The 16,107-nt window shown below is 35.4% G+C and carries 12 protein-coding genes and 1 riboswitch; of the genes, 3 read left to right on the forward strand and 9 right to left on the reverse strand.

Annotation, left to right across the window (positions count from 1 at the left end):
- Nucleotides 1–296: 296 nt before the first annotated feature.
- The 9 genes from AC07SW_RS01565 to gdhA form a co-directional block, all read right to left on the reverse strand.
- A complete protein-coding gene (locus AC07SW_RS01565) occupies nt 297–1,076 on the reverse strand; it encodes an inositol monophosphatase family protein (RefSeq protein WP_494632124.1) in 780 nt (259 codons plus the stop codon).
- 129 nt (nt 1,077–1,205) lie between these two features.
- On the reverse strand, nt 1,206–1,478 hold the full coding sequence (locus tag AC07SW_RS01570) for a UPF0223 family protein (RefSeq protein ID WP_034569291.1): 273 nt from the start codon (nt 1,476–1,478) through the stop codon (nt 1,206–1,208).
- A gap of 22 nt (nt 1,479–1,500) precedes the next feature.
- Entirely contained in the window at nt 1,501–2,448 is a 948-nt protein-coding gene (locus AC07SW_RS01575; protein WP_034569289.1) for a lactate/malate family dehydrogenase, read from the reverse strand.
- Between the two features lie 315 nt (nt 2,449–2,763).
- Nucleotides 2,764–4,170 (reverse strand): dihydrolipoyl dehydrogenase, encoded by a 1,407-nt coding sequence (gene lpdA / locus AC07SW_RS01580; RefSeq protein ID WP_119908156.1) that lies wholly within the window; start codon nt 4,168–4,170, stop codon nt 2,764–2,766.
- 7 nt (nt 4,171–4,177) lie between these two features.
- Nucleotides 4,178–5,815 (reverse strand): dihydrolipoyllysine-residue acetyltransferase, encoded by a 1,638-nt coding sequence (locus AC07SW_RS01585; protein ID WP_494632125.1) that lies wholly within the window; start codon nt 5,813–5,815, stop codon nt 4,178–4,180.
- A 138-nt stretch (nt 5,816–5,953) separates the two neighbouring features.
- Nucleotides 5,954–6,931: an alpha-ketoacid dehydrogenase subunit beta gene (locus tag AC07SW_RS01590; RefSeq protein WP_034569284.1), complete on the reverse strand. Its 978-nt coding sequence runs from the start codon at nt 6,929–6,931 to the stop codon at nt 5,954–5,956.
- A 2-nt stretch (nt 6,932–6,933) separates the two neighbouring features.
- Complete coding sequence (gene pdhA, locus AC07SW_RS01595) at nt 6,934–8,046, reverse strand: pyruvate dehydrogenase (acetyl-transferring) E1 component subunit alpha (RefSeq protein ID WP_034569280.1); 1,113 nt, start codon at nt 8,044–8,046, stop codon at nt 6,934–6,936.
- A 597-nt stretch (nt 8,047–8,643) separates the two neighbouring features.
- Nucleotides 8,644–11,271: a magnesium-translocating P-type ATPase gene (mgtA, locus tag AC07SW_RS01600; RefSeq protein ID WP_494632127.1), complete on the reverse strand. Its 2,628-nt coding sequence runs from the start codon at nt 11,269–11,271 to the stop codon at nt 8,644–8,646.
- Nucleotides 11,272–11,607: 336 nt separating this feature from the next.
- Nucleotides 11,608–11,773, reverse strand: a riboswitch (M-box (ykoK) riboswitch).
- A gap of 176 nt (nt 11,774–11,949) precedes the next feature.
- Nucleotides 11,950–13,296, reverse strand: a complete 1,347-nt coding sequence (gene gdhA / locus AC07SW_RS01605) for an NADP-specific glutamate dehydrogenase (protein WP_135023875.1) — start codon at nt 13,294–13,296, stop codon at nt 11,950–11,952.
- Nucleotides 13,297–13,548: 252 nt separating this feature from the next.
- On the opposite strand from gdhA, the gene def reads away from it, so the two are divergent.
- The 3 genes from def (at nt 13,549) to AC07SW_RS01620 (ending at nt 16,084) form a co-directional block, all read left to right on the forward strand.
- Nucleotides 13,549–14,109, forward strand: a complete 561-nt coding sequence (def, locus tag AC07SW_RS01610) for a peptide deformylase (protein WP_135023879.1) — start codon at nt 13,549–13,551, stop codon at nt 14,107–14,109.
- A 251-nt stretch (nt 14,110–14,360) separates the two neighbouring features.
- A complete protein-coding gene (locus AC07SW_RS01615; protein WP_034569273.1) occupies nt 14,361–15,212 on the forward strand; it encodes a glycosyltransferase family 8 protein in 852 nt (283 codons plus the stop codon).
- Nucleotides 15,209–16,084, forward strand: coding sequence for a glycosyltransferase family 8 protein (locus AC07SW_RS01620; RefSeq protein WP_135023882.1), 876 nt, complete (start codon nt 15,209–15,211; stop codon nt 16,082–16,084). The genes AC07SW_RS01615 and AC07SW_RS01620 overlap by 4 nt, the downstream gene beginning before the upstream one ends.
- Nucleotides 16,085–16,107 lie beyond the last annotated feature (23 nt).

A 16,107-nucleotide genomic window follows, 5' to 3' on the forward strand; every position in this document is an offset into this window, starting at 1 on the left:
TCCGATTTGAAAACGCACTGAAAACTTATGAAGACAACTATCAACTTATCTAGTCTAACACTATTTTGCCTCTTTGAAAAGAAAAAAATCTTGGTTTTTGTAGTTTTTTTTAAGAAAACGGTTCAATTTGTTAATTAGGTCCAATAATTGCCGTTACCTGTTTTCTATAATTGCCTTTTTTTCAATAGAAAATAGCGAGTTATAACTTATTTACAATTTTTCACTTTTATTTTTTTAGTTATTTTATTTTTTAAATCACTCCATCAGAACTTTTTTCAAAACAACTCAGAATTTTTTTATGGTTTTAATAAATAATCCGTTAATATTTCTTGATATGCTTTTGGTGTAGCAACAATAATGCCGTTTTTACTTAACAAATCAACCTCTTTTCCATCTAACTTTTTGTAGACTAACCCTACTTCTTCTGCAATCACTTTACCTGCAGCAATATCCCATGGGCATAAAGAATATGAAAGATAGGCAGCTAAACGCCCGCTAACTACATGAGCTGTCTCAACACCTGCTGATCCAACCATCCTCACACCCGAACTAGCTAAGCCCATTTCAGCAGCGTGATAGCGATTTGTTGCAAACATGCCACTGTTAATAGCCACTAATCCTTCTTTTAGCGAGGTATCCTCAACCATTGGAAGTTTTTCATCATTACAATAGGCTCCCTGTCCTTTTACGGCCCAATACATTTCGTCTTCCATAACGTCATAAATATACCCCATTTGACCAATTCCATTATGATAAACACCTATCATAATTGCAAAATTTCTTTTTTGTTTGATAAAATTTAAAGTTCCATCAATCGGATCAATGATCCAAACGGTTCCTTCTAAATCTTGGAAACTATTTCCAAAACCTTCTTCCCCCATAATCCGTTCAGTGGGGAACCTTTCTTGAATTTTGCTGATTAAAAAAACTTCCACTGCTTTATCCATATTCGTAACTAAATCATTTCGATGAGATTTCACCTCAACAGTCAGTTCTTCTTGCAGTGATTTCAAAGTCATCGTAGCTGCTTCTAAAATCCAACCTTTAATTAATTCATGTCTCTTTTGAAAAACCATAAAAAATCCGCTCCTTAATCAACCCTTTAATTCTATTGTACCAAACTGAATGTAAATTAAGGAATAAAATCAACCAAAAAAAGAATGTCATCACTTATAAAAGCAACGAAATCCTTCTTGGCAACTTACTTACATATGAATATTTTTTTTAGTACTTGTTTTTGCTTCTTGAACAACTTTATACAACGAATAAGAAGATAATTGCTGAAATTCTCGACCCCATTTTTTTTCTTCACCAATGGCTGGAATCACTTGTTTAAATGCTTGATATTTTTTTAAAAAGAGTTCGCGATCAATCCCGGTTTCATATGCTAATTCCACTGCTCGCCAAAGATCAATTACACGAACCATATCTTCCCTTGACCATTCTAAATCGATAGGATAGCTGTAACTTTTTTCCATGTTGTTCACCTGTAACTTTCTATTATTTCCCTTGTTCAATAATATCTAATTGTTCTCTGATTTGTTTTGCGACACCTAAAATTTCTTGGCGTTCATCATCTGAAAATCCAAGTTCATAAGACGCACTAATGCCATTTTCACCTAGTAAAATCGGGAGAGATAACGGAATAGCCTTGTACTCATCAATATCCACTAAATGGACTAATGGAACAATTGCTTCTTCATTATTACTGATTAATTGAACTAATTTCGCTAATGTTGCAGCGTTTGTATAGCCTGTTCGGCAAACCGCATTATCGTCATAGCGTTTTAGAATCATCTCTTCCATTTTAAACATAGCTTCTTGATTAAAAGCATTATCAGAGTCGACAGTCAAGCCTAGCACCGGCGTCCCACCAACATAAGAACGACTCCAAATCGCTATTTTTTGATTTTTTTGACTCCCACCAACAATATAACCTTTCACATCATGAACCGAAATTTTAAAAAATTTACTTAACATATTTTGAAAATAAATTGTATCAAAATAGGTTCCTAATCCAAAAATACGTTCTTTTGGCAACCCTGAAAACTTCCAAATCAAATAAGTAAAAATATCCGTTGGTTCAGTTGCGATAATCACCATACCATCAAAACTATTCGCCATTGCTTGGTTAATTATTTTTCGAACTAATTTGATATTACGCCTAAGATACTCTTTGTCCGTTTCGTCTTCATTGCGTTCCTCGCATGCTGTAATAATTAATAAATCGGTATCTTGAAAGTCTTTTTCATTGCCAATCTTTAAAGTAGTATGTGGAAAAATAGCTTCTGTATAAGTTAAATCTTTAAAAATAGCCATATCTAACTCTGGCACATCTAATAAAACCAACTCCTTAATTTTCATCCGCAACATACTTAAAAAAGTAAAATCATAAGCAGTTCGATTATTCCCTGCTACCATTACTTTACTTAGATGACCTCTACCCATCCAACACCCTCCTGTATTTCAACCACTATTGCAAAGTTTTCTTTCTTCTTAAAAACTTTACTCTCCATCTCTTATTATACTAAAATTACTGACAGATACTTCTTTTTGTAACAAAGTCATCAATTTGTCATTATAATGTAAATATTCTGTTTTTAACAACTTAATAAAAAAAGAACTTCTACAAAACTAATGACGAATCATTAATTTGTAGAAGTTCTTTCAATAAAATCAAATTGATTTTCAGTATAAGCACGTCTTCTTTTACAAGTAGACGACTAATCGACTATGCGTTTAGTTTTTTATATGAACTTACTATTAAATGTGAATTGGCATACCTAATGCTAATTCAGCAGCATCCATAACTGTTTCAGCTAATGAAGGATGAGCATGAATTGTAAGAGCGATGTCTTCAGCATTCATACCTGACTCAATTGCTAAACCTAATTCAGCAATAATGTCACTTGCGCCAACACCGGCAACTTGTGCACCAACAAGAACGTTATCTTCTTTAGTCGTTACTAAACGTACAAAACCTTCAGTAGCATCAAGAGATAAAGCACGTCCATTTGCTTGTAGAGGGAATTTAGATGCTTTAACATCCATTCCTTCTGCTTTTGCTTCTGCTTGAGTAAGACCAACAGATGCTAATTCAGGATCCGTGAAACATACTGCAGGCATTGCTTTATAATCAACTGCTACTTTTTTACCAGAAATAGCTTCTGCAGCAATTTTAGCTTCATAGCTTGCTTTGTGTGCTAATGCAAGACCAGGAACGATATCGCCAATTGCATAAATATTTGGTTTATTTGTACGGCCTTGTGCGTCAACTGTGATTAATCCACGTTCGCCAACTTCAACACCCGCTTGTTCTAAACCTAATTCATCTGTATTTGGACGACGACCAACTGTTACCATCACATAATCGGCATCAATTGATTTTTCAGCACCATTTACTTCATATTTAACTGTTACGCCATCTGCAGTTTCAATTGCTTCTTTAGCCATTGCACCTGTTTCAATTGTAACGTTTTTCTTTTTGAAGTTATCTGTTACAAATTTAACCATGTCTTTTTCAAAGTTAGGCAAAATTGAAGGAGAACCTTCTAAAATTGTTACTTCAGCGCCTAAGTTTGCGTAAGCTCCAGCTAATTCGCTTCCGATATATCCGCCACCGATAACAACTAATTTTTTAGGCACTTCTTGAAGTGCTAAACCACCAGTTGAATCAATGATACGTTTGCCAAATTTAAATCCTTTGATTTCAATCGGACGGCTACCAGTTGCCACAATTGCGTTGTTGAATGTATAGCTTTGTGCACTTGTTTCAGTCATTACGCGTAGGTCATGCTCATCAACGAAGAAAGCTTCACCACGTAAAATTTCAACTTTGTGTTTTTTCAATAACATTTCAACACCACTAGTTAGTGATTTGACAACTTTATTGTTTTTCCATTCTTGAGTTTTAGCAAAATCTAAAACCACATTTTCAGCTGTTACACCAAATACTTCTGAGTGCATAGCGTCTTGGTAGTGATGTCCAGCACTGATTAGTGCTTTTGAAGGAATACATCCAACGTTTAAACAAACTCCACCGATATTTTCTTTTTCAACGATTGCTACTTTTTGGCCTAGTTGAGCTGCACGAATAGCGGCAACATATCCTCCAGGGCCTGAACCAATAACAACTGTGTCTAATTCGATTGCGAAATCTCCTACTACCATTTTATGATCATCCTTCCATTAATAATAATTCTGGATCTGCTAGTAATGCTTTCATATCGTTCATTGCTTTTTGAGCAGTCGCTCCATCAATGATACGGTGATCAAAGCTTAATGATAATTGCATAACTGGTGCTACAACAATTTCATCATCAGCATTTACAACTGCTTTTTTAGCGATTTTACCAACACCTAAAATAGCAACTTCTGGGTAGTTGATAACTGGAGTGAACCAGCCGCCACCGATTGAACCAATGTTGCTAATTGTACAGGATCCGCCACGCATATCTGCTGCTGCTAATTTACCTTCAGCTGCTGCTTTTGCATGGGTTGTAATTTCACCTGCAATTGAGAAAATACTTTTCGCATCTGCATTTTTAATGTTTGGAACAAATAGACCGTGGTCTGTATCTGTTGCGATTCCAACGTTTACATAGTGTTTGTAAACAATTTCTTGAGTCGCATCATCAATTGAAGCATTTAATGCTGGATATTTGCGTAAAACAGACACCAATGCTTTTACAACATATGGTAAGAATGTTAATTTAACGCCTTTATCTGCTGCGATATCTTTGAAACGTTTTCTGTGAGCCATTAATTTAGTAGCATCTACTTCATCGAATAGCGTAACGTGTGGTGCTGTTGCTTTACTGTTAACCATTGCTTTAGCAATTGCTTTACGAGTAGGAGACATTTTTTCTCTTGTTTCCATTTCGCCCATTGTTGAAGTAAATGGTTGTGCTGGTGCAGCTGGTTTAGAAGCTGGAGCTGATGCAGTTGTTGTTGAAGCTGATGCTTCTTCTTTAGTTGCAGGTGCTGCTGTTGCGCCACCAGTTGTAAAGTTCAAGATATCTTCTTTTGTGATACGTCCGCCTTTACCAGTTGCTGATACTAAACTGATATCAATTCCTTTTTCACGTGCTAATTGACGTACTGAAGGCATTGCTAAAATGCGTTTTGATGGATCACTTGTTGCAACGACTGAACCTGCGCCAGTAGCAGCAGGTGTTGCTGTAGTTTCACTTGTTGGAGTTACTGCTGGACTTGCTGGAGTTTGTTCAGTTGCAGGTGCACTGTGATCAACGAAGTCTGGTGCATCAATTTCAACTAAAACATCACCAACATTGGCAACTGTTCCTTCTGAAACAAGAATGTTTTTAACAGTACCTGTTACTGGAGATGGAATTTCTTCAACTGATTTGTCATTTTGTACTTCTAATAACGTATCGTCTTCATTGATTGTATCGCCTGGAGCTACAAACCATTTAACGATTTCGCCTTCTGCAATTCCTTCACCAATATCTGGTAATTTGAATTGGAATAAAGCTGAAGCACCACTTGCTGCAGGTGCAGCTGCTGGAGCTGATTCTTTAGCAGGAGCAGGAGCTGCTGCTTCATCTTCTTCATGTCCTGGAGCGTCGATTTCAACTAAAACATCGCCAACTACGGCAACTGTTCCTTCTTCAACTAAGATACTTTTAACAGTACCTGTTACTGGAGATGGAATTTCTTCAACTGATTTGTCATTTTGTACTTCTAGTAAAGTATCATCTTCATTGATTGTGTCGCCTGGTTTTACGAACCATTTAACGATTTCACCTTCATGGATTCCTTCACCGATATCTGGTAATTTAAATTTAAAAGCCATTTTCGATAACTTCCCTTCTATATTAACTAGTTTGTCTTTTACAAAATAGTTTGTTCAAGTGCTTTAGAAATGAAACAAATGCAACCAATCCATAACTCTCAGAGATGTGATTGCATTCGTTTTAATCTTGGAAATAAATTAGAAGTTGTATACTTCTTTAATTTTTTCTTCAATATCTGTTGCATTTGGTAACCAGATGTTTTCTGCTTGACCGAATGGGAAAATTGTATCAGGAGCAGCAACACGTCCAATTGGAGCTTCCAATGAAAGGATTGCGCGTTCTGAAATTTCAGACATAACCATTGCACCAACACCTGCTTGACGTTGTGCTTCTTGAACAACTACTACGCGACCAGTTTTTTCAACTGAAGCAATAATTGTTTCAATATCTAATGGTGAAACTGTTCTAAGATCCACGATTTCAACTGAAATGCCTTCTTTTTCAAGTTTTTCAGCTGCTTTTAACGCTTCACGAACCATTGCGCCATAAGTGATAACTGATACATCTGTACCTTCTTTAGTGATAGCTGCTTTGCCTAGTGGAACAGTGTATTCGCCATCAGGAACTTCATCACGGAAAGAACGGTATAATTTCATGTGCTCTAAGAAAACGACTGGATCGTTATCGCGAATAGAAGAAATCAATAAGCCTTTAGCGTCATATGGGTTACTTGGAATAACAATCTTGATACCAGGAGATTGAGCAATCAATCCTTCTAAGTTATCTGAGTGTAATTCTGGAGTATGAACTCCACCACCAAATGGTGCGCGGATTGTGATTGGCATGTTACGAGTGCTACTCATACGGTAACGTGTACGAGCTGCTTGTCCTACGATTGAATCCATTACTTCAAATACGAATCCGAAGAATTGAATTTCTGGAACTGGACGGAAGCCTTCTAATGCTAAACCTACTGCAAGTCCACCAATACCTGATTCTGCAAGTGGTGTATCGAATACGCGGTCTTCACCGAATTGTGCTTGTAAGCCTTCAGTAGCACGGAATACCCCACCATTGTTCCCAACGTCTTCACCGAAAATCAAAACGTTTTCGTCTTTGCCAAGTTCAACTGCAAGCGCATCAGTGATGGCTTGGATCATTGTTTTTTGTGCCATGATTATTTACTCTCCTTTGCTTCAAAGATTGCAATTTGTTCTTTAAGTGTTTGGTTTGGTTCTTCAAACATGTTTTTCAAGAAATCAGAAACTTTTTGTTTTGGTTCTTGATCTGCTTCTTTAATTGCGTCTTTAATTTCTTCTTTTGCTGCTTCAATTACTTCGTTTTCTTTTTCTTCAGTCCATAAGCCTTTTTCAGTTAAGAAAATACGCATACGTACTAATGGATCACGTTTTTCCCAGATATCGTCTGTTTCTTTTGTACGGTAACGAGTTGGGTCATCTCCTGAAAGTGTATGTGGACCATAACGGTAAGTTAAAGTTTCAATTAAAGTTGGACCGTCGCCTGCAATTGCACGCTCTCTTGCTTCTTTTGTTACAGCGTAAACTGCTAAAGCATCCATCCCATCAACTTGTACTCCTGGAATTCCAGCAGCTACTGCTTTTTGAGCCAATGTTACAGCTTTAGTTTGAACTGAACGTGGAGTTGAGATTGCATAGCCGTTGTTTTGAACGATAAAGATTGCAGGTGCATTGTATGCTCCAGCGAAGTTCATTCCTTCGTAGAAATCTCCTTGTGATGAACCACCATCACCTGTATAAGTTAAAACGACATTTTTCTTGCCGCGTTTTTTAAGACCTAAAGCAACACCAGCAGCTTGAACGATTTGTGCACCAATAATGATTTGTGGTGGCAATGCTTGTAAGCTAGCGTCATATTTGTTACCAGCAGCATGTCCTCTTGACCATAAGAAAGCTTCTTTTAAAGGTAAGCCGTGTTGAATCAATTGAGGGACATCACGATATCCAGGTAATAATACGTCTTCTTTTTCAATTGCATAATGACTTGCTAATTGACTTGCTTCTTGTCCAGCAGTTGGAGCAACGAATCCTAAACGTCCTTGACGGTTTAAGGCAGTTGAACGTTGGTCTAACACACGTGACCATACCATTTTAGACATTAAATCAACTAACTCTTCATCAGATAAATCTGGCATTAAATCAGGATTAACAATCTTCCCATCCTCATCTAAAATTTGTACTGTTGGAAATTCTGCATTCACGCCGTGTAGTAATGCATCAAAATCGACAGGTTTATTCTTTTTTGTAGCCATCTTTAACCATTCCTCTCTTCATCACAATCTATTTTTGTTTGTAAGATGCTGTTTTATACAGTTACTAAAACTGTATTAGTGTAATCTCTTTACTCATTTAATTTAACACGCTTTCATAGGATATGCAAGGGATACGGGTCATTTTTGATGTCTGTAAATCGTAAAAAGTCTAGGGTTAGCATAGAAAATCAACCTAACGCACCATCATAGTGAAAACATTCACTTTATACTTTTTTAAGAAGAATAATGAATAATTGTAGATTTAAAAATTACTCAAATTCAACAAATTGCGTTGAATCAAGTTCAATCTGTTACATTCTGATTGTAAAACTGTATTATTATTTCGATTATTTTATGAAACAGCTCTCGCATGATATTGTTTTCACAATCAAAAAAATATTGATTAGATTTTTCTCATAATACGTTTCTGACAAAAATATCAACGAATCCTTCTTTTTAGAAAACAACATTGTTTTTATATTTCTTTTAGTACCATAAATTTTCCCTATGATTTTCTAATTGAACTATTCATCTTTCTTCCTATAATATGGTGTAACTAAAAGAAGACTTTATCTTAGCTAAGATAAAGTCTTCTTTTTAAAGCCACTCTTTATTAATTTTAATATAGATTGTTTTAACTAATTGAACTGCAACTCCATATGCAAGTACAATTAGAACCATCCATTTCCAATAAGCCATTGGTAGTGGAACAAAATCAAAAAATCCACCTAGAGCTGTATCAGGAATTAGAATTGCAATCGCAATCACACAAATTGTCGAAATCGTTACAGGTATGCTAGCCATACTTTGAATAAACGGAATTTTTTTTGTTCTAATAATATGAACAACCACTGTTTGAGTAATCAATCCAATAACGAACCAACCAGAGTGGAATAACGCTTGATTGCCTACTGTATTTGCATGGAAGACAAAGTACATTAATAAGAAGGTCAGAATATCAAAAATGGAACTAATTGGTCCAATCGATAATGTAAATTTCATTAAGTTGCCTGTATTCCATTTAGCTGGCTTCATTAAGTCTTCTTCGTCCATTCGATCCCACGGAATCGTTAATTGAGCAACATCGTAAATCAAGTTTTGAACAAGAAGTTGGATAGAAAGCATTGGTAAAAACGGTAAGAAGGCACTTGCCACTAATACACTAAAAACATTCCCAAAGTTAGAACTAACTGTCATTTTAATGTATTTCATCATATTGCCAAAGACCGTCCGACCTTCTAATACACCATCTTCTAAAACTGTTAAGCTTTTTTCTAGTAAAATAATTGAACTTGCTTCTTTTGTAATGTCTGCTGCCGTATCAACAGAAATGCCAACATCTGCTTTTCGCAAAGCTGGTGCATCATTGATTCCATCTCCCATAAACCCAACAGTATGACCTTTTTTCTGAAGAAGAGCAATAATACGTGCTTTTTGCATCGGATTTAGCTTAGCAAAAAGATTGACTTTTTCTGAAGCTTCCATTAATGCTTCGTCACTCATCGTTTCGATTTCATTGCCTAATAAAACTTGTCCTACTTCAATCCCTACATCTTTACAGACTTTTTGTGAAACAATTTCATTATCTCCAGTTAAAACTTTTACCGTTACGCCATGTTCATGTAGAGATTTAATAGCTGTGATGGAAGATTTTTTTGCTGGGTCAAGAAATCCCATAAAACCAGCTAAAATCATTTCATTTTCATCTGCAATACTATAGATTGCTGTATCATGAACATCTTTTTTATAGGCAACACCTAGCACGCGCATACCGTCTTGATTCATATCAACACTAACTGTCAACATTTTTTCTCGCAACGAATCAGTTAGAGGAACAACTTCATCATTAATTTCCACATGAGAACAGATTTTCATCATTTCTTCTACGGCACCTTTTGTAATCATTAACTGATGGCCCTCATTATTGACCGCTACTGTTAAACGACGTCTAGAAAAATCAAATGGAATCTCATCAATTTTTTCAACATGCCCTATTTTTTGTGCCAATTTATTTTCTTCATAATAATTAATAACAGCATGATCCATTAAATTCTTCCAACCTGTTTGATAATTAGAATTTAAAAATGCTAAATCTAGAACTTTTTTACAGTTATCACCAATTGGACTAACGTGTTTAACAAGTACAACATGATCTTCTGTAATTGTTCCAGTTTTATCTGTACAAAGAATATCCATTGCCCCTAGATTTTGAATGGCATTGAGTTCTTTTACAATTACTTTTTTCTTAGACATTTTGATAGCACCTTTTGCTAAATTGCTTGTAATAATCATTGGCAACATTTCAGGCGTCAAACCAACTGCTACAGCAATCGCAAAGAAGAACGCTTGGCCCCAATCGCCTTTAGTCAAACCATTCAGTAGAAAAACAATTGGTACCATGACAACCATAAAACGAATCAACACTTTACTAACATTTTTTACTCCGCGATCAAAACTAGTTTCGCCTCTTTTTTCAGAAACATTAGACGCGATATCGCCAAAGAAAGTATCATTTCCTGTTTTTAAAATAATTGCTCGACCTTGTCCACTTAAAACATCGGTTCCCATAAATGCTAAATTCGCTAAATCTAAAGCAGTATCTTCTTCTGTTGGTTCTTCTACTTTAACTAATTTTTCAACTGGCATTGACTCACCAGTCAATGATGCTTGGTTCACAAATAAATCTTTTGTCCAAATGAAACGAGCATCTGCAGGAATCATATCCCCCGTTGATAAATTCACAATATCACCAGGAACAACTTCATCGATAGGGATTTCAGTCGTTACTCCGTCTCTTGTGATTCCACAAGTTGTTTCAATTAATTCTTTTAAAGCTAAACTTGCTTTTTGTGAGCGATATTCTTGAATAAAACGAATACCAACACTCAATAAAATCATCACACCCATTACAAGGCTTGCTTCAAAATCATTGGTTAGCGCTGATACAACCATTAAAAGAGCCAATACGTACACAAAAGGATCTTTAAATGCTTCTACTAATAGAACAAACCACGGGGTTGGTCTTTGTGTTGCTACTTCATTTGGACCGTATTCTGCTAAACGTTTGCTTGCCATTTGTTCACTTAATCCACTTGGGCTTGTTTGGTAGTTTATCATTACTTTTTTTTCAGATAGTCGAGCTAATTTTTTTAAATCGTTATCTTTTGATTTTTTTTCCATTTGAATTTGTTTTTTTCGATTCATCATCATTTTCTTTGCCTCCATTTCTTGTCAAAAGAAAAGAAGAACAGTTCCTAATCAATTCAACTTCGTTAAATGGTCAGTATCACTAGGAGGTTTATTCACCTTTTCCTTCGACTTCTGACTTCCAGGGTCACTATTTTCACTTGCTTTAGTCGTACTTTTCATGATACTCACCTCGCTTTGAATGTTTAGGAATCCAGAGAACAAGAGATCTACTTGAACTGATTTCCATTGAAAATTAAAACCGTTTTTGCTAGATGCATACAAAAAAGCACATACTCAAATAACAGAGTATGTGCTTGGAAAGTTTCATCTAAACCATCACATCACAAGATAAGCGCACCAAAATAAACCACTTATACTTTCTCCATCATCGAGCTTTAGCACTATATGGCGTAGATTATTCATCAGCTACGTTAAAAATGACCTTAATTCGATCAAACTTGTTGACCCATTGGCATCTCTCGATGTTTTTGGGCAGCAGCATATTTCCATATAGGAGCCTCACCTAACAGAAGCGTGTATTTAATTTTCTTTACGTGCTTAGTATAGTGTTCAAAAATTGATTCGTCAAGACCTTTATCCATATTTAAAAATTATTTCACTTTTTAATTAGCCATTTGATACTCGTAAAATAATGAATAAAACTCATCGTGACAACTTTTTTAAAGCTTTAGTTAGTTAATAACTATTTATTTTCTAAACTACGCCCTGAGAAATCATTGCATTTGATACTTTCAAGAAACCAGCGATATTAGCACCACTTACAAAGTCACCAGGAACGCCATATTCAGCGGCTGTATCACGACAATCTAAGTAAATTTTAGTCATAATTTCTTTTAATCTCATATCAACTTCTTCAAATGTCCAACTTAAACGTAAACTATTTTGACTCATTTCCAAAGCCGAAACGGCTACGCCACCTGCATTGGCTGCTTTAGCAGGTCCATATAAAATACCTGCATTTTGATAAATCTCTATTGCCTCTAAATCACTTGGCATATTTGCACCTTCCGCCACTGCATATACACCATTATCAATCATTTTAGTAGCAATTGTACCGTTGATTTCATTTTGAGTTGCAGAGGGCAATGCGATTTGATACTCTTCATCAATTTCCCAAACAGTTCCTTCGTTATATCGAGCCGTTGGATGTTTAACAATATACTCTGAAATTCTCTTGCGCTCAACTTCTTTTAATTGTTTAACTGTTTCAATTTTAATACCCTCTAAGTCAACAATATAACCATTTGAATCAGAACACGCAATAACGGTTCCACCTAATTGATGTACTTTTTCAATTGCGTAGATCGCCACATTTCCACTTCCAGAAACGACTACTTTTTGATTTTTAAAGCTTTTACCTGTATCTTTTAACATCTCTTCTGTAAAATAGACCAGCCCATAACCTGTCGCTTCTGTTCTTGCCAAACTCCCACCCATTGGAATTGGTTTTCCTGTTAAAACACCTGCATGGGAACCATTTAAACGTTTGTATTGACCAAATAAATAACCGATTTCTCTTCCTCCAACACCAATATCACCTGCTGGGACATCCGTATCTGGACCAATATATTTTTGAAGTTCGGTCATAAAACTTTGACAAAATCGCATGACTTCGTTATCTGTTTTTCCTTTTGGATCAAAATCACTGCCACCTTTTCCGCCGCCAATCGGCAAACCCGTTAAACTATTTTTAAAAATTTGTTCAAACCCTAGAAATTTGACAATACTTTGATTAACACTTGGATGCAACCTTAAGCCACCTTTATAAGGTCCAATTGCTGAACTAAATTGCACTCTAAAACCTCGGTTTACTTGAGTTTTCCCTTTTGCATCGGTCCAAGGAACTCTAAATTGAATAATACGTTCAGGTTCAACGATTCTCGACAAAATATTTTCTTCCATTAATCGTGGATGTCTTTCTAAAACAGGTTCAATTGAGTTGAAAAACTCTTTGACAGCTTGTAAAAATTCAGTTTGATATGGATCTCTTTCCATTACTTCTTGATAAACTGCTTTGATATATCGTTTTGCTTCTCCCATCAAATCACTCCTAAATAGAATTTGTCACGTTAAATTTTAATTATTATCTCACAAAAAACTCATTTTTAAAAGGAATATATTGTTTAAAAAAATGATTTCGCTTACATATAAATACTGCCTTATGCTCTTTAAATTTCATTAAAATTGTTCTTGAAGTTCGTGCAATTTAATGCCAATACTGTTAAAATGTATAAGACGAAAGAAAATAATTGATGCAATTTAATTAAACAAGATTAGTAGGAGTGACGATTTATGATAACAATGGATACTATTATTAGGGAGGGTAACCCTACTTTACGAGAAATCGCTGAAGAAGTAAGGTTCCCTCTTTCCAATGAGGAAAAAATTTTATGCAAAGAAATGATTGAATTTTTAAAAAATAGCCAAGATCCTGAATTAGCTGAAAAATACAATTTACGTGGTGGCGTTGGTTTAGCAGCACCACAATTAGATATCAAAAAAAGGATTATCGCTGTTCATATTCCTAGTGATGAACAAGATGCAGAACCAATTCTTAGCAGTATTATGATTAATCCTAAAATTATTAGCCATTCTGTTCAAAGTTCTTGCTTAGCAGAAGGTGAAGGCTGTCTTTCAGTTGATCGCGAAGTACCTGGATATGTCGTGCGTCACAGTCGAATTACGCTGACTTACTTCGATCCTGAAGGAACTTCTCACAAAATTCGTTTAAAAAACTATCCAGCAATTGTTGTGCAACATGAGATTGACCACATCAATGGCATTATGTTCTACGACCATATTAATTCACAAGAACCATTCAAAGTTGAAAATGACGTAACGGTAATTTCTTAATAAGTAAGACAAAGCGTTTTTATCGCTTTGTCTTTTTTTTATTTAAATAATTTTCTTTCGGTTAAGTTCTTCTATATAGTTTTATCTTTGCTCGAGTTTCGATTTTATTCTACTATAAAAAGAACTTTTAGAATAAAAACACCTGATTAAAAAGTTGTATAAGTTGACTTCACCATTAAAAGAGAATATGATTAAACAAATACTAACAATTTTAATCTAATTTTAATAAAAATAAATGGAGGTGAATTCTAATGACTAACACTACCGTTATTCCAATAGTTTCCGCGTCAGATGAAAAATACGCTCCTTACCTTGGTGTAATGATACAGTCATTACTCAACCATCTTCCTGATAAGTACTCTGTTATTTTTTATATCATTGACGATTATATTTCGGAACAAAGTAAAGAACACTTAAGTTCACTTGGTCAAATTCAGTATCTTTCAGTTAACAAAGCTCTTTATCAAAACTTTTTGGAAAGCGATCATATAACTCAAACTGCCTATTATCGAATCTCTATTCCTGATTTATTAGTTGATTTAGACTATGAAAAAGTGCTTTACTTGGATGCCGACATGCTGATTTTAGATGATATTTCAAAACTATTTCAGACTGATTTAGGAGACGCTATCGTCGGAGCTGTGATTGATCCGGGACAAGCTAAAGCTTCTGCTCGTCTAGGCATCACAACAAACGATTATTATTTTAATTCCGGTACACTCTTAATTCAGCTCCAACAATGGCGCAAAAATCATATCACAAAAAAGACGATTGACTATTTGACTAACTTCCCCGATAAAATCATCTATCATGACCAAGATGCTCTAAATGCCACTCTTTATGAAAATTGGTTTCCCCTTCATCCAAAATGGAACATGCAAACTTCTCTTATTTTCAGAAAACACAATGCCCCCGATGCGCATTACGCAAAAACTTATGAAGAAGCCATCACACTCCCTTCAATCATTCACTTCACTGGACACGACAAACCTTGGAACACCCTTCAAGGTCACCCATACACTCAAGCATATTTAGCACAACTTCAAGCAGGACCTTTCAAAAAAAATATGTACCAAACTAAAGAGACGGAGGAAATACTATGACAACATTAACGAATCATGATAAACCTATCTCAATTGTTTCTTCAACAAATGAAAATTTTGCTCCTCACTTAGCAACATTACTTTGTTCCTTATTAGATAAAAATAATGCTCCTTTTCATTTTTATATCATTGACGATGGACTTAGTTTGCGTTCGAAACTTCTTTTAAATCGAACCATTAGTTCATACAATAAAGCGGTTATTTCTTATATTTCAGTAGACGCCAGCCTTTTTGAAAATATGGTGGAGAGCAACCGAATCCCTCAAACAGCATACTATCGTATTGCGATACCCAATTTAATTACAGATCCAGACGTAGAACGTATTATCTACCTTGACTGTGATATGTTGGTAATGGATTCTATCGAAGAATTATGGGGAATGGATTTAGAAGAACATTTATTAGGGGCTGTTGAAGATGCTGGGTTTCATCATCGACTTGAAACTATGGGAATTCCATTTCAATCTAGTCGCTATTTCAACTCTGGTTTAATGGTCCTAGATTTAGAAAAATGGCGTCAAGAACAAATTTCAGAAAAAGTGTTACAATTTGCCCATGATTTTCCTAAAAAATTAAAATTTCACGATCAAGATGCTTTAAATGCCATTTTGCATGATCGTTGGACGCCACTTCATCCAAAATGGAATGCTCAAACCTATATGATGTTAAAGGAAAAAGTTCACCCGACATTACTAGGCCACTTACAGTATCGCGAAGCCAGAAAAAGTCCAAGCATTATTCATTTTTGCGGGCATGAAAAACCTTGGATGGGTATTTCTTGTCATCCATTCGCTTCTTATTACCATCACTATCGCAGTAAAACAGCTTTTGACTATGAACCCATAACGATCCAAGACTATGTGGAGGGCTAATAAACGTGGATATCAATCTAGTT

Source organism: Carnobacterium sp. GW821-FHT04C06 (genome assembly GCF_059420345.1).